Source organism: Chryseobacterium sp. DZ-32 (assembly GCF_059587025.1).
Genome location: NZ_JCAIOM010000034.1, coordinates 1 through 20767 on the forward strand (window position 1 = coordinate 1; position 20767 = coordinate 20767).

Below are 20767 nucleotides of genomic sequence, written 5' to 3' on the forward strand. Positions count from 1 at the left end.
TCAGAATAGGAAAATTCCTACTCTGATTTAAGTATATTTGAAATATTAAACTAGTCAACCTTTTTCAGGACTAGTCATGTAAACACAAAGTAATGAAGTTCATATCAGGATTTTATGTTTCATATAGAAGTTTGCAGGCCTTTTATGATTTTGAATTAAATTTATAAACCTAACAGGTTTTTAAAACCTGTTAGGTTTGATTTATTACCGACCCTGTTATGCAGTTTCTCTTCATGCCGGATTCATGCATTCAAAATTTCTTTTTTTATAGAGATGAACCTTCAATTTCAACCTGAAAATTTCTCTGTAATTCCGTATCTTTGAGAAAAATTTTTATAAGATGATCGAGTGGAAAACCGCCAAGGAATACGAAGATATTACCTATAAAAAATCTAACGGAGTAGCAAGAATTGCTTTCAACAGACCTGAAGTACGTAATGCATTCAGACCTAAAACAACTTCAGAACTATATGATGCTTTTTATGATGCCTATGAAGATCCTTCAATAGGCGTTGTATTGCTGTCAGGAGAAGGACCAAGTCCAAAAGACGGAGGATGGGCATTTTGCAGTGGAGGAGATCAGAAAGCCAGAGGACACCAGGGGTATGTAGGAGAAGACGGAAGACACCGTCTGAACATTCTTGAAGTTCAGCGTCTGATCCGTTTTATGCCGAAAGTGGTGATCGCTGTTGTTCCCGGATGGGCAGTTGGTGGTGGACACTCACTTCACGTAGTATGTGACCTTACTTTAGCGAGCGAAGAACATGCTATTTTCAAACAGACCGATGCAGATGTTACCAGTTTCGATGGTGGTTATGGTTCTGCTTATCTTGCTAAAATGGTAGGACAGAAAAAAGCACGTGAGATTTTCTTTTTAGGAAGAAACTATTCTGCACAGGAAGCTTTCGAAATGGGAATGGTCAATAAAGTAGTTCCTCATGCAGAATTAGAAGATACTGCTTACGAATGGGCACAGGAAATATTAGCTAAATCCCCGACTTCTATCAGAATGCTGAAATTTGCTATGAACCTTACAGATGATGGTATGGTAGGGCAGCAGGTTTTCGCAGGAGAAGCTACCCGTCTTGCGTATATGACAGAAGAAGCTCAGGAGGGAAGAAATGCCTTTCTTGAAAAAAGAAAACCTAACTTCGGAGAAGATCAATGGATATCCTAAAAATATAATTGATAATTGATGAATGATATTATCATTTATCAATTATCGCTTATCAATGATAAAAATATGACGGATTGGATAAAAGCCGCAAGGCTAAGAACTTTACCGCTTTCCTTAAGCGGAATTATTATGGGAGCTTTCATTGCAAAATGGAGACTTTACGGAGAAGGCGGTACCTGGGACTGGAAAATCCTTGCACTCGCTCTGTTGGTTACGCTTTTATACCAGATTTTATCAAATTATGCCAATGATTATGGTGACGGAGTAAAAGGTACAGACGCCAAAAGAATCAATGAAGCTGAAGCAAGAGCGGTAGCATCAGGGAAAATTACCGCAAAACAGATGAAAAATGCTGTGATTCTTTTCGCAGTATTATCTTTCATTGCTACCATTGCTTTGTTGTACGTAGCTTTTATTCCAAACTATATGAATGAATTCTATATCTTCATAGGATTGGGAGTAGCATGCATTCTTGCCGCAATTGGATATACGGTAGGTAAAAAACCTTACGGATACATGGGATTGGGAGATATTTTCGTGTTTATCTTCTTTGGACTGGTTTCTGTGTGCGGAAGCTATTTCCTGTTTACAAAAACTTTCAGCTGGGATATATTATTACCCGGAACAGCGGTTGGAATGATGAGTATGGCGGTTCTTAACCTGAACAATATGAGAGATATTGAAAGCGACAGATTATCAGGGAAAAATAGCTTTGCATTGAGAATCGGATTCAAAAATGCAATGATCTATGAAATGGTCCTGTTACAGTTACCATTGGTGCTTATCCTTATCTTTTTAGGAGTAAACGGGTTTATACAGCAGCAAAACTACTATGTGTTTATTGTAATGATCCTTTTATTCCCATTAGCCAAGCTGAGAAGAAGCATCATGTCGGTGAAAGAACCAAAAGAATTAGACCAGTACTTAAAACAGGTAGGAATCATGACTTTTGTAATGGCAATTCTTACAGCAGCCGGACTTAACTTATTTCACTAAATCTAAAATATTATACCATGAGTTCTAATGCATACGTTGAAGCTCAAATGCTTATCAGGAAGCCGGTTGAAGATGTTTTCGAAGCATTCATCAATCCGGAAGTAACTACCAATTTCTGGTTTACCAAATCTACCGGAAAGCTGGAAGAAGGGAAGACTGTTACCTGGGAATGGGAAATGTACGGAGTAAAAAACGTAGTGAAAGTTCACCAGATTATTCCGAACCAACTGATCAGAACAGAATGGGGAAAGCCTTCAGTAAACGTAGACTATGAATTCAAAACGATGGAAAAAGGAACACTCGTGGTCATTAAAAGCTATGGATTCAGCCAGACAGGCGAAGATCTGCTGAAAGTAATTAATGACAATACAGGAGGTTTTACAACAGTTTTAGACGGATGTAAGGCCTATCTGGAACATAGGATTAAGCTTAACCTTATTGAGGATAAGTTTCCATCGAAATAATAGATTAAAGAAGACACGGATGGCACGAATGCTTTCACAAACTCCGCTAATCTCATTGTGCTATTTGTGAAATTATTTGAATCATTTGTGTTTAATCTATTTAATAACAATTGAAATTAAATTTAAAATGAAAATACAATTCTTAGGGCAAAATTGTTTCCTGTTTACCTACAAGGACAAAACAATTCTGAGTGACCCTTTTTACAATTACAAAAAAGCAGAGTCAGGTTTTGACATTTCTGCCCAAAAAATCGACTACATCCTATTAACTCATGCACACGGTGATCATATTGCTGATGTAGCAGAAGTATTGCAGCACTATCCGGAAGCTACCATCATTGGAGTTCCTGAAGTATGCGGTTATTTTCAACAGGCAAAAAATAAAGATGATGTGAACTTAGGAGGATCGGCAAAAATCGACGATCTTAAAATTTCCATGGTTCCGGCTCACCATACAAGTTCTTTCCCGGATGGAAGCTATGGAGGCGTTCCTGTAGGGTATATCTTCAGACTTCCTGAAGGTAAGAACATTTATCTGGCAGGTGATACAGGAGTAATGGCTGATATGGAGCTGTTCCCGAGATTATACGGAAACATCGACCTTTCTATCCTTCCGATCGGAAGCCACTACACTATGTGCCCCAGAAAAGCTTCTTTTGCAGCAGCAGAGCTGTTAAAAACACCAAAAGTAATCGGATGTCACTTTGATACTTTTCCTGCCATTGAAATCAACCATGAAAGTGCACTACAGCATTTTGCTGATAAAAATGTAGAACTTGTTTTACCAAAATTAGGAGAGACGTTCGAATTTTAATCGATAACAAAACCGGAGGTAATCTGAAAATTAGAAAAATGAAAATGATGCGTAAGGTATTAAAAACAAAAAAAGATAATTATCAAATTACCTCTCTTCTTACTTTAAAACAAAAAAAAATGGCAAGCTACCTAAATCACACCGCTACGACCGATTACCTTTGCTGCGTTCCCACCCTGGAGGATTCTCAGGAGCTGGTTGTTTAGGACTTGCCGTTGCAAAGGTAGGAATATTTTATAAACTTCAAAACTTTATTAAAGAAAATTAGTCGAAAAAATGCAGTGGTAAAGCTAAACGCCTGACATTTAGAGGGAAAATTTTTCAACTTTTTTCTAAAAATTTAAATATGACGAAAAGTCCATCAACACTAGGAATTATACTTTTTATTGCTACAATGATCGTTTTCTTTGTAGTATATACTTTTTTCTCAGGAATCAATTATTTTGATATCTCTTTGAAAGCCAATGCTTTTGTTTTACCTCTTTTATATGCCGGAGCTGCTTTCTGGTCTGTAAAATCTTACTGGAACAACCATAGAGTGGTAAAATTTAAAGATGCTTTCAAAAGAGCATTTGTTCCGATGTTTATCGGAGGAGTTCTTTCCATCTTCAGTATTTATGCGTTTTTAACCTTCGTTGATCCTGCTGCAAAAAGCCTTTTGAACTATCAATATGTTCAGAGACAAAAATCAGAACTGGATACAGAATATACTTCTGCAAGAAAAATTCTGAAACATCAGAAGGATATTGATGAACTGGATCAGAAATACAAAGAAAGACTGCAAAGCTTCACTCCTGAGGCGGTTAAAGGAAAAGATATGCTTACCGCAAGTCATTTTTCAGGATATTTTGCAGCAATTCTTATATTTTACGTAGTTTTGTCGGTGTTTTTCGGAGCATTTTTCAGAACAAGAATGATACATCAACCCGAAGAAACCAATCAAGCCTAATTTTTATTAAAATTAAATGAATTTATCTATAGTTATTCCGTTACTGAACGAAGAAGACTCTCTGGAAGAACTTTTTTCAAGAATTGATAAAGTATGTACAACCAGTAATTTATCTTATGAAATCTGGTTTGTAGACGACGGAAGTACGGATTTGTCGTGGAGTATTATTGAGAATATGAAAGTTCAGTATCCTCAGATCCACGCTATTAAATTTTCCAGAAATTATGGAAAATCACAGGCGCTTCATGCCGCTTTTGAAAGAACAAACGGTGATGTAGTGATTACAATGGATGCCGATTTACAGGATTTTCCTGAAGAAATTCCGGAACTGTACAATATGGTGATTCATGATAATTATGATATCGTTTCCGGTTGGAAAAAGAAGCGTTTTGATAATGTAATGACGAAAAATATTCCGTCAAAACTATTCAATGCGGCAGCGAGAAAAGTTTCAGGAGTTTACCTTCACGACTTCAACTGTGGTCTGAAAGCTTATAAAAGACAGGTGGTAAAATCGGTTGATGTGTATGGAGATATGCACCGTTATATTCCGGTATTGGCTGCCAATGCAGGTTTCAGAAGAATTACCGAGAAAGAAGTACAGCACCAGGCAAGACCTTACGGAACTTCAAAATTCGGAACGGAAAGATTCATCAGAGGATTTCTGGATCTGATAACCCTTTGGTTTGTAAGCCGTTTCGGGGGAAGACCAATGCATTTCTTCGGAGCGGTAGGGACTTTAATGTTTATTGTTGGATTTCTTTCAGCACTTTGGCTGGGAATTTCTAAACTGATTGATGTGGCAAGAGGAATTTACGGACATTTGATTACCAATAATCCATGGTTCTTTATCGCATTAACCATGATGATCATGGGAACCCTTCTCTTTATCGCAGGATTCTTAGGAGAAATGATTATCAGAACCAACCGTGAGCATAAGAATTATAATATTGACGAAGTAATATAAATTTAGGTGATTATTTAATAAATGTACTGAAAACTAATCTGTTAATGTAAACCTTTAGTTGATGTATGGCCATTCCCATCCTTTGGAGGGGTGGTGAAAATTCAAAGAATTTTTGACGGGGTGGTTACGCAAAAAATAATCATTCCAATTTCAATACATACAAAGCACTCTATTCCAGAGTGCTTTTTGTATTTTTATAAAAACTTTAAATCCGGATGTTTAAACTCAAATCTATTCTTTTTTACTTTCTGTTACTTTTTGCAGTCTCATGTTCATCAAATAAACTTTACGGTTCATGGGAGTTTATTGATATTTATGATGGAGAAATTTCTAATACGGATACGTTGAAAAATAAAACAAACAATTCCAGATATGGAACAGGAGTTCTGACCTTTTATCAGGATAAAACTTTCAGTTCAATGGGAAACAAAGGAACTTATCAGATAGAAAATAATCTGTTGAAAATGAGGTATAATGATGATGAAAATGTAACTCCTATGAAAATTTCCAGTGTAGATGAAAATTATCTGCTTTTATTTTCAATGGCAGGAAGTCCTAAAACGTGGTTTTATAAAAAAATAAAGACAAAATATAAATAGCAAACAGTCTTTTTCCTGAAAAGCAGAAAATTAAAAATTATCAGGTATTTTATTGTCAAAAGACAAAGATTTTTAGAAATTTTAATCCTATTTTTGTTCAAAGTAATATTGAAAGTCTAATGAGAGATATGAAAAAACTTTCAGGAATTTTCAGTACGAATTGTTACGATAATAATGTAATATTTAAAATTAAATATGAAAAAAGTTGTATACACATTGATGCTGATGGCAGTAGTTTCCTGTGGAAAAGTTTCTCCAAAAGGAAATATTGAAAAGAAAGATGTGGATGTACCGGAATTTGTAAACCTTGACCTGGAAGGGAAATTTCGTGTATTTTATGCCAGAGGTCCGAAGAATTTTGTAGAAATAGAGACCTATCCGAATGTAGCCAATAATCTGGATGTGGATGTAGAAGACAAAACACTTTTCATCAAAGAAAAAAGAGGTACAAAAGGAGTCGATTTTTATAATGTAACGATCTATTCAAAATATAATCTTGAAAAAGTTGCTGTTTCCGATTCTGTTGAAGTCAATATTTCAAGTGAAATCAAAACAGACAATTTCAGGCTTAGTATGAAAAATAATGCCAGCTTCATGGGCTCTGTCAACACCAGAAGAGCAGAAGTGGAAATGCATAACAGAAGCCGCGCTAATTTCCTTGGATTGTCGAAAGATGCAGTCATAAAGATTTCAGACACAGCAAGTTTAATTGCGCCTTACTGGAAAATTACCAACCTGAATATTGACTCCAAAAATGGAAATTATGCAGAAGTAAACGTAAAAGATTCTTTAAAAGGACATATTCAGAACACAGCAAAATTTGTCTATTATAACGATCCCATCAGAGCGTTTAAAATTGATAAAACAACGAAAGTCGAAAACAAAAAGCTGGATTAAAAAACAGCATTATTTAAACTAGAAACTAGGAACTTTACAAATTATAAAAGAACAACATTACAAATATGAATACACTAGAAAAAGCGAAACTTTGGTTAAGTGATACCTTCGATAAAGAAACAAGAGATGCTGTACAGACGTTGATCGACAGCAATTCCCCTGATCTGGAAGATTCTTTCTACAGAGAACTGGAATTCGGGACAGGAGGTATGCGTGGAATAATGGGAGTAGGAACCAACCGCTTGAATAAATATACATTAGGACAAGCGACTCAGGGATTGGCTAATTATATGCTTCAGCAGTTCAAAGGAGAAGAGATTAAAGTGGCTATCGCTTATGATGTTCGTAATAACTCAAAAGAATTCGGAAAACTGGTAGCAGATGTTTTAACAGCCAACGGAATCAAAGTATTGCTTTTCAAAGATCACAGACCGACACCTGAGTTGTCTTTCACCGTTCGTGATAAAAAATGTAACGGAGGAATCGTATTAACGGCTTCTCACAACCCACCAGAATACAACGGTTACAAAGTATACTGGAATGACGGCGCACAGATTGTTCCGCCTAATGATGAAGCCATTATTAATGAAGTGTATTCTGTGAAATTTGAAGAAATTAAATTCAACGGAAATGATGATCTGATCGAATGGATCGGAGAGGAGCAGGACGATGTATATATCGATGCATGTATTGAAAACTCTACCTATCAGAATATCGGAAAAGAAAATTTAAATATTGTTTTCACTTCAATCCACGGTACAACGTATACAACTGTTCCTAAAGCACTTGAAAAAGCAGGGTTCAAAAAGGTAGATCTTGTAAGAGAACAGATGATCCCAAGCGGAAATTTCCCTACCGTAGATTCTCCCAACCCGGAAGAGCCTGCAGCATTGGAAATGGCAATGGATCTGGCAAGAATTACCAATGCAGATATTGTGATCGGAACAGACCCGGACGGAGACAGATTAGGAATCGCGGTAAGAAACCTTGATGGCGAAATGCAGCTGTTGAACGGAAACCAGACCAATACCATCCTTACGTATTACATTCTGAATGAGTGGAGAAAACAAGGGAAAATTACCGGAAAAGAGTTCATTGGTTCTACCATCGTAACTTCCGATATCTTCTTTGATATCGCTCAGAAATTCGGAGTAGAATGCAAAGTAGGTCTTACCGGATTCAAATGGATTGGAAAAATGATCCGTGAAGCAGAAGGAAAGCAGAAATTTGTATGCGGAGGTGAAGAAAGTTTCGGATTTATGACCGGAGATTTCGTTCGTGACAAAGACTCTTGCGGAAGTATCCTTTTAGCCTGCGAAATTGCAGCATGGTGTAAAGCGAACGGAAGAACAATGTATCAGTATATGATCGAGATCTATGAAGACCTTGGAATGTATTACGAAGGATTGATCAATATTGTAAGAAAAGGAAAAGAAGGTGCTGAAGAAATTCAGAATATGATGAAAAACTTCCGTGAAAATCCTCCGAAGGAACTGGCAGGATCACCGGTAGAAGAAGTAAAGGATTTCAAAGAACAAACCAGCCTTACCGTTTCTACCAACGTGAAAAAAGTAATGAATGATATTCCAAAGTCTAACGTTTTGATCTATTATACACAGGATGGAACAAAAGTATGCGTAAGACCTTCAGGAACAGAACCAAAAATCAAATTTTATGTTTCTGTAAAGGATTCCATTACTTCAGAAGCAGATTTCAGAGACAAATTAAAATCATTGGAAGCCAAAATAGGAGCCGTTAAAACAGATTTGAAACTGGATTAATACTCTTAAAAATACCATCAATCAAAAATATGAGAAGATTCATGGAGAACGATAATATAAATTTAAAATAAGAAAAAGTGAAAGTTTCAAAATTAGCAGCGAACCTGATCGGTTCTGAAATTGTAAAAATTGGTAACGAAGTAAATGATCTAAAAGCAAAAGGAGCGGAAATTGCCAATCTTACTATTGGTGATCTGAATTCTAACATTTATCCTATTCCGGCATTGCTGAAGGAAGAGATTCAGAAAGCATATCAGAATAATCTGACGAACTATCCGCCTGCGAACGGACTTTTATCTTTAAGAAAAGAAGTTTCCAAAGACCTTAAAAAAAGATGGAATCTGGATTATTCTCCTAACGATATTCTGATTACGGCAGGATCAAGACCTTTGATCTATGCGGTGTACAAAACCATTGTAGACGAAGGAGATAAAGTAGTGTATCCTACACCATCATGGAACAACAATCACTATGCTTATCTTACTTCTGCCAATGCTGTAGAAGTGAAAACAAAACCTGAAACCAACTTCCTTCCGACTGCTGATGATTTAAGACCGCATTTGGATGGAGCTGTTTTATTGGCATTATGTTCTCCATTGAACCCTACAGGAACCATGTTTACAAAAGAACAGCTTTCAGAAATCTGTGAACTGGTTATTGCTGAAAACAAAAAAAGAGGAGCAGACGAAAAACCGCTATACCTGATGTATGACCAGATCTATTCTTGTCTTACGTTTGGAGCAGAACATGTAGATCCGGTTTCTCTTTTCCCTGAAATGAAAGACTACACCATCTATATTGACGGTATTTCAAAATGCCTTGCTGCAACCGGAGTTCGTGTAGGATGGGGATTCGGACCTGCTCATATTCTTGATAAAATGAAGGCACTTCTTACTCACGTTGGAGCTTGGGCACCTAAACCTGAGCAGGAAGCAACCGCTAAATTCTATGAAAACTCAGAGAACGTTGATGTTTTCGTTAACGACTTTAAAGCTAAACTTGAAAACAGCTTAAAAGTACTTCACAACGGAGTTCAGGATTTAAAGGCAAAAGGACTTGCTGTTGACAGCATCGAACCAATGGGTGCTCTTTACCTTACCATCAAACTTGATTATATCGGAAAAACAAAACCTGACGGAGCTGTCATTGAAAACTCTTCAGATCTTGTTTTCTACCTAATCAATGAAGCAGGAGTGGCTTTGGTACCGTTCTCAGCTTTCGGAGAAGAAAAATCAGAACCTTGGTTCCGTGCTTCTGTAGGAGGATTGGCTGTAGATGAGATCAAGGTAATGCTTCCAAAACTGGAAAGTGCTTTGAACAATTTAAAATAATCTTTACATAAAAAATATGCTTCGACTCTGTCCGGCATGACATCGTTAAAATATATCTTTTAGTATTAGCAATGTCACGCTGAGCAGAGTCGAAGCGTTTTTTTACACACCTTTAAAACCATGAACCTTCCACAGAAATCCTTTCTTGAGACAAAATATTTGTTTTTTTCAACATTGTTAATTATCGTAATAGTGATATTAAGCGTTTGGCTTTCAGGGAAAGCAGATCATCGTTCACTGTTTTTGAATTCAATTCTATCAACTTCTGTTCTGGCAGGGGCATTTTTCCTGTTTATCACTGTGGGGCTGTATTCCGGGTTAAAATTAAAAGATAATATCGGAAATATCTTAAACAAAGAAAGAATACAAAGATATGCTGATAAAACACCAAAATTTGATGGTTTTGAGGTAGACATTCCTGATGCCGGAGATGGAATAGGAGGCGCTATTCTTTCCATTCTTGCCTGGATTGTAATTTCCATTCTACTTATTTTTCTTTCTTATTTTTTCGGACTTTTCTTTTGGTCGGCCGTATTCTTGTTGGGTGCCATCTTGTACTGGATATTTTTCAGAGCACTCAGATTGGTTTTTAAAAATTCAGGAAAATGTAAAGGAAATATAGTAAAAAGCCTTGGACTCGGACTTTTCTATTCTTTTATCTATATTTCATGGATATATGGGATTATTTTTTTGATCCAATATTTGAATTGAAGTTGCGTTTACTTCTCAAAAAATTAAATAAATATTAAAAGTTAGATAACCGCTTTGCACTACATTCAACAAGGAATTATATTTGTGGCTTTACACACCTGAATATAATAAATCGAAAATTACACGATGAAAAAACTGAGATTTCTACTTTTACCGGTTTCAATACTGGTATGCTCACAGGAGGTTGACAGTCTGAAGGTAAGTGAGTTACCAAAAGAAGTTGAACTTCCAAAAGTACAAACCTACACCTTAAAAGACGGTTCCGTCCGGACATATCCAAAACCTAAACTCCTTGACTTTGTCACCAAATTACCAAGAAACTTCATCAATACCAATAAAGATTTCGTAGCAAAAGATCATGCTTATTATCTGGGTGGTGCTGTTGCCGCTACGTTAATACTCCTGCCGTTTGATCAGAAACTGATTGACAATTCAAGAGAGCTGGCCGAAAGGTGGGGAATGGATAAGGATAACAACTATCACAAAGTGGGAGGTGTTTTTAAAATTCCTAAAGATGTCGGATCTGCTTTGTACCTGATCGGAAACGGGTCTACATTAGTATTATTAGGAATTGGTTTCGGAACCTATGGATTGATAAAAAATGATTACAGGGCACAGGCTACCGCCAGTGGTTTAATGGAAAGCTTAATTCTTTCCGGAGTTTTTACCCAAACGCTGAAAAGAATTACCGGAAGAGAAAGCCCTTTTATTGCAGAAGAATACGGACATAAAGGAGGCGCGTGGAATCCATTTCCAAGCTTTTCAGCATTCAGCAAAAACACCTCGAATTATGACGCAATGCCATCCGGACACTTAACTACCTTTATGGCTGGAATTACTGTAATTGCTGATAACTATCCGGATGCGAAATGGATCAAACCTGTAGGATATACATTAGCCGGAGCGTTATGCTTTCAAATGATGCAGAGTAAAGTTCACTGGGCTTCAGACTATCCTCTGGCTTTATTCATGGGATATTTTATAGGAAAAACCATCTCAAAAAGCAGATATACTTCATCACAGGGAACCATAGGAAAGACCAGATATAATCTTAACTTCACCGCATCCCGCCAATGGGAATACAATATGGTAGGCGTAAAACTCTCTTTTTAAACTCTGAAATCTTTGTTTTGTTTAGGAAATAAGATACTTTTCACTACATTTGGTCTCAGGATAAAAGGTGTATCCGGACTTTTATAAATACCGGAATGAAACCTCCTGATTTAAAAAGAATTACTTAATATTGTATTGAATGAAAATAATCGCTGTCATCCCTGCACGTTATGAAGCAAGCCGTTTTCCGGGGAAATTAATGCAGATTTTAGGAGAAAAAACCGTTATTACCACAACCTATCAGAATGTAGTGGAAACGGGGCTGTTTGATGAAGTATTTGTCGCCACCGACTCTGAAATTATTCTTGATGAAATCGTAAAAAACGGAGGAAAAGCCGTCATGACAGGACAGCATGAGACCGGAAGTGACCGTATTGCGGAAGCTGTACAGAATATTGACTGCGACATTGTGATCAACGTCCAGGGAGATGAGCCTTTCCTTAAGTTAGAACCTTTACGTCAACTGATAGAAGTTTTTAAACATGACCAGCAACAGGAAATATCTTTAGCTTCTTTGAAAATACAGCTGCATGAAAAAGAAGAAATTGAAAACCCGAATAATGTAAAAGTGATTACCGATAATAATGGGTTTGCCCTGTATTTTAGCCGTTCCGTCATTCCTTTTCACAGGGAGGTTTCTTATGATGTAAGTTATTTTAAACATATTGGAGTATATGCTTTCAGAAAAGATGCCCTGCTGCAGTTTTCAAAGCTGGCTATGAAGCCATTGGAAATATCCGAAAAGATTGAATGCATCCGCTATCTTGAATATGGAATGAAAATCAAAATGATAGAAACCAATTTCGTAGGAGTAGGCATTGATACTCCGGAAGATCTGGAAAAAGCCCGAAAACTTATCTGAAATTAACAAATTGGTCTTCCTGAGCTTTTGCCTTTTTTGCAATTTTCCATAAATCCCCCTATATTTGAATTTATAAATAAAATTAATGAAGAAGTTATTATTAGTATTTGGACTGATATTTTCGCACGTGATATTCGGACAGACCGCAAAGGAAATTATTGACAAAAACATTGAATTATCCGGAGGGTTAACCAATTGGAAATTATTAAACTCGGTATTGCTTCAAGGAAAAGTAATCCTGGGAATTAAAGATGAATATCCGATAAGAATTTTTCAGCAACGTCCAAATCTTACTAAAACATTGATTACGACCGGAGGAAAAGAAACTGCAATTGAAGGTTTTGATGGTACCAAAGGGTATGCAATGAATTATGCTGCCAATAAACTTCAGGAATATCCTGAATATGTGCCGGAAAGTTTCGATAATGATTTCATTGATTGGGAAAATAAAGGATTTGACGCCAAATATCTTGGAAAAGAAAAAGTAGGAGAGATCTACTGCCATAAGGTACAACTTACCAAGAATGTAAATAAGAACATGTATTATTTTGATACAAAAACGTATATGCTGATTAAAGAGGTGAAAAAAGATGAGTCACTGATTTATTCTGATTTCAAAAAAGTTGGAAACATTATAATGCCCTTCAGAATTGAGTCTTCAAGTCCTAAAAAAGACGGAGATTATGTGATGTTATTAAACAGAATCGATATCAATAAAGTTTTTCCGGCTAATATTTTTAAATTTTAAATCAACTGCAGCCTGCTGCATAAAATTATAAGAAATGAAAAAGATTTTTTTACTGCTGCTTTCTTTCATGGCATTCCTGCAAAGCTGCACCAACCAGAAAAGTGAAATTTCTAAAGCTAAAACCACAGAACTTATGGGAAAAACAATATATGACTTTAAAGTAGAAAGTCTTGATGGCAAAGAAATCAATTTTGCAGACTTCAAAGGGAAAAAAATTCTCATTGTCAATACCGCTTCAGAATGTGGGTTTACACCCCAATACGCAGATCTTGAAAAGGTGTACGAACAATATAAAGATAAACTGGTTGTAGTAGGTTTCCCTGCAAACAATTTCGGAGGCCAGGAGCCTGGGACCAACCCGGAAATCGGTGCTTTCTGCCAGAAAAACTACGGAGTAACGTTCCCTTTGGCAGCCAAAGTTTCCGTGAAAGGAGATGATACCGCTCCTATCTTCAAGTACTTAACGGAAAAGGAATTGAACGGAGTAAAGAACACAACCATCCTTTGGAACTTCACCAAATTCCTGGTAGATGAAAACGGAAAACTGATCGATTCTTTTGTAAGTACTACAAAGCCTACTGATGAGGCTATTACAAAGTATCTGAAATAAGAAATATTTTTTATAAGTGGGTGTTAACATCCACTTTTTTATTTTAAAATTGGTAATTATATACAATTTTACATTAATCCTGCTTTCTTATTTATTATGACTCTGTCATTCTGAATGTAACGCAGTGAAATGAAGAATCCGGACTTTCCATAAGATTCTTCCTTCGTCAGAATGGCAATGGCATCAAATTGCATATAGTCCTTTTAAATCGTAATATATTTTATGAAGAAAATAATTTTTACCCTTTGTATCCTGGCTTCATTTATGTTAGGATTTGCTTTTAAGGCCGTTACAGAAAACAAGTCTGACGATATGAAAAGAGTTACCGGCATTGGCGGTATCTTTTTTAAATGTAAAAATCCTGAGAAAATGAGAGAGTGGTATGAAAATCATCTGGGACTCAGTACCAATCAGTATGGAGCTGTATTTGAATGGTTTCAGGGTAGTGATAACTCTAAAAAAGGATTCAGCCAGTGGAGCCCTTTCAGTGAAAAGACCAAATATTTTCAGCCTTCGGAGAAAGATTTTATGATCAATTACAGGGTGGATAATCTTGAAAAACTTGTTGAACAGTTGAAGAAAGAAAATGTAACCGTTGTAGATAAGATTGAGACTTATGAATATGGAAAATTTGTCCACATTATGGACATTGAAGGCAATAAAATAGAGCTATGGGAGCCTAATGATATTGAATATGAAAAATTAGGACAGAAAATGGGCAGCAAGACTACAAAATAGGTAATACATTACAGGTAGCAGTATTTGGTGCTTAAACTTAAGGGGAATCAATAAGGAGTTTTTCCCCTTTAACACGAAACATATTACTTGCATCCCAAACCGCGAATCACGCATCCCGAATCTTTTAACTATTCATTGCTCTTTTCCGCAAAACAGAAAATATTTCCCAGCTTGATACTGGAGTAGCCGTTACTTTTTATTTTCGAAGAATTAATCATAGCTTTTGCCAGAATATCGGTTGGCAGGGGCTTCTGACTTTCTAATAGCCCTAATTTATTAGCAAATTTGATGATGCGGCTTCCCAATACTTCTCCGGTTCTTTCAGAATCTTTTCGTTCCAGCATTCCCGGCTTAAAAATAGTGATCTTGTTGAAATGCAGCTGTTTTACAGCTTCTTCCAGTTCGCCCTTCATTTTAGAATAGAAAATTTTAGACTGTGGATTTGCTCCGTAGGCTGATACCAGAATATAATCTTCCACTTCATTCTCTTTCGCTGCTTTCGCAAATTCATACTGATAATCAAAGTCTACTTTTTTCTGGGCTTCTTTGCTTCCGGCATCCTTTAAAGTTGTTCCCAGGCAGGAAAAGGCAACATCTCCTTTTACCATATTTTTCCATTCCTCCGGCTTCTCAAAATTCACCACATGAACTTTAAGCTTGTCATTTTGAATATCAACAGGCTTTCTGACAAAGATATCCACTTCATCAAACTCTTTGTCATTCAGTAACTGATTGACAAGATCTTTTCCTGTGGCACCTGTAGCACCTATTACCAGAGCTTTCATAATAATTGCGGTTTTGTGAGATTATTTCTTTCTTAAATTTACTAAATTTGAATCAAAGATTAAAGAATTAATTTGATCATTACTTATCACTTAAATTGAACATGGATGCCAACGAAATTTTAGATTATTGTCTTGCCAAAAAAGGAGTTACAGAAAGTTTTCCGTTTGATAACGAAACTCTCGTGATGAAAGTAGACACCAAAATGTTTTTACTGATGGGACTTGAGAGACAGCCGTTGGCCATTAATGTAAAAACAGATCCTGAATGGAGTGCAGAGCTTCGTGAACAATATCCTCAGATCACAGGTGCTTATCATATGAACAAAACCCACTGGAATTCTGTAACGGTAGATGGATTGAAAAGAGATCTGATCTTTAAACTCATTGATCAATCCTACGAGCTGGTTTTCAAATCCCTGACTAAAAAAGCGCAGAATGAAGTCAATTCATTATAGTAAATAAAATAAATTGAGGTACGGGATTTGTTATCTATTACTGGTGAAATAATATATTTGACATTAATAAAATAAATAACAAATGAGAAATCACCTTTTATTATTCGCAGCAGCCGGAACATTGATGCTGTCAGGCTGCACCAAGCCGGTAAATAAGAACACTACCGAAAAAAATACTTCTGCTGTATCAGCCTCTGAAAAATCTCCCGAAACTCTTAAATTAGAATTTTCAGGAACAGACGCATTTACCATTAAAAATGCCCGGCTGAAAGTGAGCTTATATGGAATGGACGAAAAACTGGCTGATGCTCCTGCTACTTTAATTACAGAACAGGAATATGAACAGAAATCAATACCTTTCACCATCAATCTGCCAATACCTGAAAATGCCGAAAGCAAGATCAATCCAAAACCTGCCGGTCCTGCAAAATATTATGTAACCATAAGCTGGGACTCTGATGGAAACGGAAAAGCAGATCAAAAAGGAGATATCTTTATTGATTATGACAAGAAGTTCCCGAATGTGAAACTGAATAATGAAACCCAGAAAATCTACTTAAAAGTACTAAAATAAACCAAAAGGCTATTCTCACCGAATAGCCTTTCTCTATATTTAAAAATCAAATTTTTCTGTTATTCTTTTATCCTCATCCAGTCTTTCAATCAATTTGTCCAGACCTTCAAATTTGATCTCATCATGAAGAAAATCCCTAAAACTTACCGTAATCTTTTCTTCATAAATATCATCCTCAAAATCAAGGATATAAACTTCCACAGTTAGTTTTTCTCCGTTTACCGTCGGATTGGTTCCGATGCTCAGCATTCCCTTATATTGGTTGCCTTTTACAAATACTTCCACAATATAAGCTCCTTTTTTAGGTAACAGCTTGATTGATTCGGTATCAATATTAGCTGTTGGATATCCGATGGTTCTTCCGATCTTTTTCCCATGAACTACAGTTCCGGAAACAGAGTAGGAGTAGCCCAGCATTTCATTTGCTTCTTTAACATTTCCTGCTAAAAGCGCATTACGCACTTTTGTAGAGCTGATATTGTTTTCATGAATGTTGATGGCTTCCATCTGTTCTACTTCAAAATCAAGTTCTTTTGATAATTTCTGAAGAAGCTCAAAATTTCCACTTTTGTTTTTTCCAAAAGAATGATCGTAGCCTATAATAAGATACTTTACATTAAGTTTATCAACTAAAATCTGACGTACAAATTCTTCTCCGGTCAAATTTCTGAATTCTTCATCAAATTCTTTAAGGAACAAATTATCAATGCCGTATTTCTCTACAAGTTGTTTCTTTTCCTCCAGTGTATTCAGAAGCTTTAAATCTTCATTCGGATTAAAAACAAATCTTGGATGCGGCCAGAAGGTAAGGATTGCAGTTTCCAGGTTATTTTCTGTACCTATTTTAGTCAGCTCATCGATAATACTCTTGTGCCCGAGATGTACCCCGTCAAACATTCCTAAAGACAACGCTAGAGGCTTCTGTGAGGAGTAATCTGTAAAATTCTTGAAAACTTTCAAAACGGAAAAATTTTGATTGCAAATATAAAACCTTTATTTTTAATGTAACGGAGAGAACCTGAAAATTTAAAAATGAAAAATTCTGAAAATATCCTGTATTATATTATACGAACATAATGACAAATTAATGAATTGTGTATTTGCTGTTAAATATAATGATAAATAATGAATTTCACATAGTAAATGGCAAACTCCTTCCTCTCTTCAAAAGCATGATAAAAATCTTTTTTTTACCAATTGCGGGTTTATGAAGAATCACTATATTTGCACCAAGAAAAAATTTAGCAATGGCAAACCAAATTAAAGGTAAAATTTCTCAAATTATTGGTCCGGTAATCGACGTTGTCTTCACAGATGTGGAAGCTGTTCCAGCAATCTATGACGCGTTAGAAATTACAAAAGAAAACGGTGAAAAAGTAGTTTTAGAGGTAGAACAACATATTGGCGAAGATACAGTAAGATGTATCGCAATGGACGCTACTGACGGTCTTAAAAGAGGGCAGGACGTAATTGGATACGGAAATCCTATTATGATGCCTATCGGAGAGGCTGTAAACGGAAGACTATTCAACGTTGTTGGTGATGCTATCGACGGACTTCAAGATATTTCTAAGGATGGTGGTCTTCCAATTCACAGACCAGCTCCAAAATTTGATCAATTATCAACTTCAGCAGAAGTTTTATTTACAGGTATTAAAGTAATCGACCTAGTTGAGCCTTATGCAAAAGGAGGTAAAATTGGATTGTTCGGTGGTGCCGGTGTAGGTAAAACAGTATTGATCCAGGAGTTGATTAACAATATTGCAAAAGGACACGGAGGTCTTTCTGTATTCGCCGGAGTAGGTGAAAGAACGAGAGAAGGAAATGACCTTTTGAGAGAGATGTTGGAATCAGGTATTATCAAGTATGGTGATGATTTCATGCACTCTATGGAAAACGGAGGCTGGGATCTTTCTAAAGTAGACTTAGAAGCTATGAAAGATTCAAAAGCTGCGTTCGTTTTCGGACAGATGAACGAGCCGCCAGGTGCAAGAGCGAGAGTAGCACTTTCTGGTCTTACATTGGCTGAGTACTACAGAGACGGTGGAGAAAGCGGACAAGGTAGAGACGTACTTTTCTTCGTAGACAACATCTTCCGTTTTACACAGGCTGGTTCTGAGGTATCTGCACTTCTTGGTCGTATGCCATCAGCGGTAGGTTACCAACCAACGCTAGCTTCTGAAATGGGTGCGATGCAGGAAAGAATTACTTCAACTAAAAATGGTTCAATTACTTCAGTACAGGCGGTATACGTACCTGCGGATGACTTAACTGACCCGGCTCCTGCAACTACGTTTGCTCACTTGGATGCAACTACGGTACTTGACAGAAAGATTGCTTCATTAGGTATCTATCCAGCGGTAGATCCACTAGCTTCTACTTCTAGAATCCTTGCTCCTGAAGTTATCGGTCACGATCACTACAACTGTGCTCAAAGAGTAAAAGAAATCCTTCAAAGATATAAAGCACTTCAGGATATCATCGCAATCCTTGGTATGGAAGAACTTTCTGAAGAAGATAAAGCTGTTGTATACCGTGCAAGAAAAGTTCAGAGATTCTTATCTCAGCCTTTCCACGTAGCAGAGCAGTTTACAGGTATCCCAGGATCATTGGTAGACATCAAAGATACAATCAAAGGATTCAACATGATTATGGATGGTGAATTAGATCACTTACCAGAAGCAGCTTTCAACCTGAAAGGAACTATCGAAGAAGCTATCGAAGCAGGACAAAAAATGTTAGCTGAAAACGCTTAATAATTAGACATAAAGATTACAGATACCAGACATGAGACTTTAAGGTTGTCTGAAATCTGAAATCTGAAATCTTCAAATCTAAATTAAAATGAATATAAAAATTTTAACACCAGAATACGTAGTTTTTGAAGGAGAAGTAGACTCAGTATTATTGCCTGGAAAAAATGGTGAATTTCACATCATGAAAAACCACGCAGGAATTGTTTCTTCTTTAATCGGAGGTGATGTAAAGCTTTTTGCTAATTCTATTGATGAAGCTTATGCTAAAAACTTCACTAAAGAAGCCGGAAAAGACTCTGTTTTTGCTTATGCTATCAAAAGCGGTGTTGTAGAATTTAATCATAATAAAGGAATTATCCTTTGTGAATAATTAAATGAAAAGCTAAATATATTTTCAAGAAAGTGTAACTTTGTGTTACACTTTTTTTATTTGTAAAAGTCTGATTGTATGAAGAGAGGCATAATCATATTATTTACAGTTTTGGGTGTTTTCCTCCATGCCCAGAATATCAAAACCAAAAGAGGAATTATTAATCTTGACGGTATTCCGGTAGCTAAGCTCTCCAACAAATCCAGCGAATATACGTTTATGGATCTTAAAGAGACCCCGATGTATACGATTAAATTCATTGATAAAAGCATCGTGGATTCTGTTCGCGACAGTTATATCATTGTCAACAGAGTATATAACAGGGACAAAACCATCGAAATTGATTACTCGTCACCTTCTGCATTTTCCGGAGAAGAAAAATCTGCAGTCTTTACTTCAGTTAAAGATCTTAAAATTATTGATAACAAAGGGATCAATGTTAAAAACCTGGATGAACTTTTTTCAAATGTCCCGAAAAGGAAGCTGGACGCTAAAACAAAAGATGCTTATGCGATCAGAAAGAAAATAGACAAGATGAATATTGAGGTCAATAAAGTGGGAGAGATCCTTAGTAATGGTGTTCCGGTGGGGTATTTTACCAATCTGCCGGTAAGTTTTGGTTCAGAAGATACCATTATGGACAAAACACCTATTGATATTGAAATTTATGATGCTAAAAGTAAACTTATCGGAAGGTATATCACCACAACAAAACAGCTGAAAACAGCGGGAGGAAAGTCTTTTACGATCTATAGAGAAATGTCCGGAAGGGCTTCAATCCTGAAATTCCCGACCTATAAAGCACTGGCTGAGCGCATGGCGATTATGGATCCCAATTTTATCAAAATACAGGAAAAAGTAAACGTAGGTACTGTTTCAAAAGAGACCCCTAATTAATGTAATACAGATTTTATCAATAGGAACGGGCTTTAGCCCGTTTTTTTATTATGGATCAAATTCAGCCGGCTTTAGATTCTGTGTTAACTTCCAAATTATTTTTTATACATTTATATTTATAAAAGCGACCTTGAGTTAGCTTGCGTAGGGTGAACGTCTTTGATTTTTACCCT

Annotated in this window: 24 protein-coding genes and 1 other RNA gene; 21 read left to right on the forward strand and 4 right to left on the reverse strand. The window is 36.4% G+C overall.

The window, feature by feature from the left end:
• Nucleotides 1–340: 340 nt before the first annotated feature.
• The 4 genes from AC59HC_RS22620 to AC59HC_RS22635 all read left to right on the forward strand — a co-directional run bounded on the left by AC59HC_RS22620 (nt 341) and on the right by AC59HC_RS22635 (nt 3451).
• Nucleotides 341–1177: a 1,4-dihydroxy-2-naphthoyl-CoA synthase gene (locus AC59HC_RS22620; RefSeq protein ID WP_034697698.1), complete on the forward strand. Its 837-nt coding sequence runs from the start codon at nt 341–343 to the stop codon at nt 1175–1177.
• 66 nt (nt 1178–1243) lie between these two features.
• Nucleotides 1244–2173: a 1,4-dihydroxy-2-naphthoate octaprenyltransferase gene (gene menA / locus AC59HC_RS22625; protein WP_202844387.1), complete on the forward strand. Its 930-nt coding sequence runs from the start codon at nt 1244–1246 to the stop codon at nt 2171–2173.
• Nucleotides 2174–2190: 17 nt separating this feature from the next.
• Complete coding sequence (locus AC59HC_RS22630; RefSeq protein ID WP_496559422.1) at nt 2191–2637, forward strand: SRPBCC family protein; 447 nt, start codon at nt 2191–2193, stop codon at nt 2635–2637.
• 127 nt (nt 2638–2764) lie between these two features.
• On the forward strand, nt 2765–3451 hold the full coding sequence (locus tag AC59HC_RS22635; protein ID WP_496559423.1) for a metal-dependent hydrolase: 687 nt from the start codon (nt 2765–2767) through the stop codon (nt 3449–3451).
• A 117-nt stretch (nt 3452–3568) separates the two neighbouring features.
• Here the strand turns inward: AC59HC_RS22635 and ffs are convergent.
• An RNA gene (ffs, locus tag AC59HC_RS22640) (signal recognition particle sRNA small type) lies at nt 3569–3666 on the reverse strand.
• Between the two features lie 131 nt (nt 3667–3797).
• On the opposite strand from ffs, the gene AC59HC_RS22645 reads away from it, so the two are divergent.
• The 11 genes from AC59HC_RS22645 (at nt 3798) to AC59HC_RS22695 (ending at nt 14019) form a co-directional block, all read left to right on the forward strand.
• Nucleotides 3798–4400: a DUF4199 domain-containing protein gene (locus tag AC59HC_RS22645; RefSeq protein WP_411413102.1), complete on the forward strand. Its 603-nt coding sequence runs from the start codon at nt 3798–3800 to the stop codon at nt 4398–4400.
• A gap of 16 nt (nt 4401–4416) precedes the next feature.
• Nucleotides 4417–5367 carry a glycosyltransferase family 2 protein gene (locus AC59HC_RS22650; protein WP_110010230.1) on the forward strand — a complete coding sequence of 317 codons (951 nt, stop codon included), beginning with the start codon at nt 4417–4419 and terminating at the stop codon, nt 5365–5367.
• Nucleotides 5368–5582: 215 nt separating this feature from the next.
• Entirely contained in the window at nt 5583–5966 is a 384-nt protein-coding gene (locus AC59HC_RS22655) for a hypothetical protein (RefSeq protein WP_395973741.1), read from the forward strand.
• A gap of 195 nt (nt 5967–6161) precedes the next feature.
• Entirely contained in the window at nt 6162–6863 is a 702-nt protein-coding gene (locus AC59HC_RS22660; RefSeq protein WP_395973739.1) for a GIN domain-containing protein, read from the forward strand.
• A gap of 65 nt (nt 6864–6928) precedes the next feature.
• Nucleotides 6929–8644, forward strand: a complete 1716-nt coding sequence (locus tag AC59HC_RS22665) for a phospho-sugar mutase (protein WP_496559424.1) — start codon at nt 6929–6931, stop codon at nt 8642–8644.
• Nucleotides 8645–8721: 77 nt separating this feature from the next.
• The gene (locus tag AC59HC_RS22670) at nt 8722–9975 is read left to right on the forward strand and encodes a pyridoxal phosphate-dependent aminotransferase (protein ID WP_330746530.1); all 1254 of its coding nucleotides are present in this window, start codon (nt 8722–8724) and stop codon (nt 9973–9975) included.
• Nucleotides 9976–10167: 192 nt separating this feature from the next.
• Nucleotides 10168–10686 (forward strand): hypothetical protein, encoded by a 519-nt coding sequence (locus AC59HC_RS22675; RefSeq protein WP_496559425.1) that lies wholly within the window; start codon nt 10168–10170, stop codon nt 10684–10686.
• 126 nt (nt 10687–10812) lie between these two features.
• Nucleotides 10813–11799 (forward strand): phosphatase PAP2 family protein, encoded by a 987-nt coding sequence (locus AC59HC_RS22680; protein WP_496559426.1) that lies wholly within the window; start codon nt 10813–10815, stop codon nt 11797–11799.
• Between the two features lie 139 nt (nt 11800–11938).
• A complete protein-coding gene (gene kdsB, locus AC59HC_RS22685) occupies nt 11939–12661 on the forward strand; it encodes a 3-deoxy-manno-octulosonate cytidylyltransferase (RefSeq protein WP_202840631.1) in 723 nt (240 codons plus the stop codon).
• An 85-nt stretch (nt 12662–12746) separates the two neighbouring features.
• Nucleotides 12747–13409: a LolA-like protein gene (locus AC59HC_RS22690; protein WP_496559427.1), complete on the forward strand. Its 663-nt coding sequence runs from the start codon at nt 12747–12749 to the stop codon at nt 13407–13409.
• Between the two features lie 34 nt (nt 13410–13443).
• Nucleotides 13444–14019, forward strand: a complete 576-nt coding sequence (locus tag AC59HC_RS22695) for a glutathione peroxidase (RefSeq protein ID WP_496559428.1) — start codon at nt 13444–13446, stop codon at nt 14017–14019.
• Nucleotides 14020–14087: 68 nt separating this feature from the next.
• Here AC59HC_RS22695 and AC59HC_RS22700 read toward each other — a convergent pair whose 3' ends face one another.
• Nucleotides 14088–14213, reverse strand: coding sequence for a hypothetical protein (locus tag AC59HC_RS22700; protein ID WP_262896822.1), 126 nt, complete (start codon nt 14211–14213; stop codon nt 14088–14090).
• 28 nt (nt 14214–14241) lie between these two features.
• On the opposite strand from AC59HC_RS22700, the gene AC59HC_RS22705 reads away from it, so the two are divergent.
• Complete coding sequence (locus tag AC59HC_RS22705; RefSeq protein ID WP_496559429.1) at nt 14242–14757, forward strand: VOC family protein; 516 nt, start codon at nt 14242–14244, stop codon at nt 14755–14757.
• Between the two features lie 128 nt (nt 14758–14885).
• Here AC59HC_RS22705 and AC59HC_RS22710 read toward each other — a convergent pair whose 3' ends face one another.
• Nucleotides 14886–15542, reverse strand: coding sequence for an NAD(P)H-binding protein (locus AC59HC_RS22710; protein ID WP_202840627.1), 657 nt, complete (start codon nt 15540–15542; stop codon nt 14886–14888).
• 101 nt (nt 15543–15643) lie between these two features.
• Here AC59HC_RS22710 and AC59HC_RS22715 point away from each other — a divergent pair, with 101 nt between their 5' ends.
• Both AC59HC_RS22715 and AC59HC_RS22720 read left to right on the forward strand, forming a co-directional pair.
• Nucleotides 15644–15997 carry an MmcQ/YjbR family DNA-binding protein gene (locus AC59HC_RS22715; RefSeq protein ID WP_202840625.1) on the forward strand — a complete coding sequence of 118 codons (354 nt, stop codon included), beginning with the start codon at nt 15644–15646 and terminating at the stop codon, nt 15995–15997.
• 82 nt (nt 15998–16079) lie between these two features.
• Nucleotides 16080–16571 carry a hypothetical protein gene (locus AC59HC_RS22720; RefSeq protein ID WP_238349629.1) on the forward strand — a complete coding sequence of 164 codons (492 nt, stop codon included), beginning with the start codon at nt 16080–16082 and terminating at the stop codon, nt 16569–16571.
• A gap of 39 nt (nt 16572–16610) precedes the next feature.
• Here the strand turns inward: AC59HC_RS22720 and AC59HC_RS22725 are convergent, their stop codons facing one another.
• Nucleotides 16611–17531 carry a bifunctional riboflavin kinase/FAD synthetase gene (locus AC59HC_RS22725; RefSeq protein WP_429814387.1) on the reverse strand — a complete coding sequence of 307 codons (921 nt, stop codon included), beginning with the start codon at nt 17529–17531 and terminating at the stop codon, nt 16611–16613.
• A gap of 287 nt (nt 17532–17818) precedes the next feature.
• On the opposite strand from AC59HC_RS22725, the gene atpD reads away from it, so the two are divergent.
• From atpD to AC59HC_RS22740, 3 genes are all read left to right on the forward strand, one after another.
• Nucleotides 17819–19327: a F0F1 ATP synthase subunit beta gene (atpD, locus tag AC59HC_RS22730; protein WP_062674887.1), complete on the forward strand. Its 1509-nt coding sequence runs from the start codon at nt 17819–17821 to the stop codon at nt 19325–19327.
• 88 nt (nt 19328–19415) lie between these two features.
• Nucleotides 19416–19697: a FoF1 ATP synthase subunit delta/epsilon gene (locus AC59HC_RS22735; RefSeq protein ID WP_062674884.1), complete on the forward strand. Its 282-nt coding sequence runs from the start codon at nt 19416–19418 to the stop codon at nt 19695–19697.
• Nucleotides 19698–19775: 78 nt separating this feature from the next.
• Nucleotides 19776–20594: a hypothetical protein gene (locus tag AC59HC_RS22740; protein WP_227942219.1), complete on the forward strand. Its 819-nt coding sequence runs from the start codon at nt 19776–19778 to the stop codon at nt 20592–20594.
• Nucleotides 20595–20767 lie beyond the last annotated feature (173 nt).

Bases quoted from the DNA above. Each gene is read 5' to 3' on its own strand.
- AC59HC_RS22630 (WP_496559422.1), top strand. From the start codon at position 2,191: ATGAGTTCTAATGCATACGTTGAAGCTCAAATGCTTATCAGGAAGCCG.
- AC59HC_RS22650 (WP_110010230.1), top strand. From the start codon at position 4,417: ATGAATTTATCTATAGTTATTCCGTTACTGAACGAAGAAGACTCTCTG.
- AC59HC_RS22695 (WP_496559428.1), top strand. From the start codon at position 13,444: ATGAAAAAGATTTTTTTACTGCTGCTTTCTTTCATGGCATTCCTGCAA.
- AC59HC_RS22660 (WP_395973739.1), top strand. From the start codon at position 6,162: ATGAAAAAAGTTGTATACACATTGATGCTGATGGCAGTAGTTTCCTGT.
- AC59HC_RS22665 (WP_496559424.1), top strand. From the start codon at position 6,929: ATGAATACACTAGAAAAAGCGAAACTTTGGTTAAGTGATACCTTCGAT.
- AC59HC_RS22645 (WP_411413102.1), top strand. From the start codon at position 3,798: ATGACGAAAAGTCCATCAACACTAGGAATTATACTTTTTATTGCTACA.
- AC59HC_RS22740 (WP_227942219.1), top strand. From the start codon at position 19,776: ATGAAGAGAGGCATAATCATATTATTTACAGTTTTGGGTGTTTTCCTC.
- kdsB (WP_202840631.1), top strand. From the start codon at position 11,939: ATGAAAATAATCGCTGTCATCCCTGCACGTTATGAAGCAAGCCGTTTT.
- AC59HC_RS22690 (WP_496559427.1), top strand. From the start codon at position 12,747: ATGAAGAAGTTATTATTAGTATTTGGACTGATATTTTCGCACGTGATA.
- AC59HC_RS22720 (WP_238349629.1), top strand. From the start codon at position 16,080: ATGAGAAATCACCTTTTATTATTCGCAGCAGCCGGAACATTGATGCTG.
- AC59HC_RS22705 (WP_496559429.1), top strand. From the start codon at position 14,242: ATGAAGAAAATAATTTTTACCCTTTGTATCCTGGCTTCATTTATGTTA.
- AC59HC_RS22680 (WP_496559426.1), top strand. From the start codon at position 10,813: ATGAAAAAACTGAGATTTCTACTTTTACCGGTTTCAATACTGGTATGC.
- AC59HC_RS22700 (WP_262896822.1), bottom strand. From the start codon at position 14,213: ATGCAATTTGATGCCATTGCCATTCTGACGAAGGAAGAATCTTATGGA.
- AC59HC_RS22710 (WP_202840627.1), bottom strand. From the start codon at position 15,542: ATGAAAGCTCTGGTAATAGGTGCTACAGGTGCCACAGGAAAAGATCTT.
- AC59HC_RS22655 (WP_395973741.1), top strand. From the start codon at position 5,583: ATGTTTAAACTCAAATCTATTCTTTTTTACTTTCTGTTACTTTTTGCA.
- atpD (WP_062674887.1), top strand. From the start codon at position 17,819: ATGGCAAACCAAATTAAAGGTAAAATTTCTCAAATTATTGGTCCGGTA.
- AC59HC_RS22735 (WP_062674884.1), top strand. From the start codon at position 19,416: ATGAATATAAAAATTTTAACACCAGAATACGTAGTTTTTGAAGGAGAA.
- AC59HC_RS22620 (WP_034697698.1), top strand. From the start codon at position 341: ATGATCGAGTGGAAAACCGCCAAGGAATACGAAGATATTACCTATAAA.
- menA (WP_202844387.1), top strand. From the start codon at position 1,244: ATGACGGATTGGATAAAAGCCGCAAGGCTAAGAACTTTACCGCTTTCC.
- AC59HC_RS22715 (WP_202840625.1), top strand. From the start codon at position 15,644: ATGGATGCCAACGAAATTTTAGATTATTGTCTTGCCAAAAAAGGAGTT.
- AC59HC_RS22635 (WP_496559423.1), top strand. From the start codon at position 2,765: ATGAAAATACAATTCTTAGGGCAAAATTGTTTCCTGTTTACCTACAAG.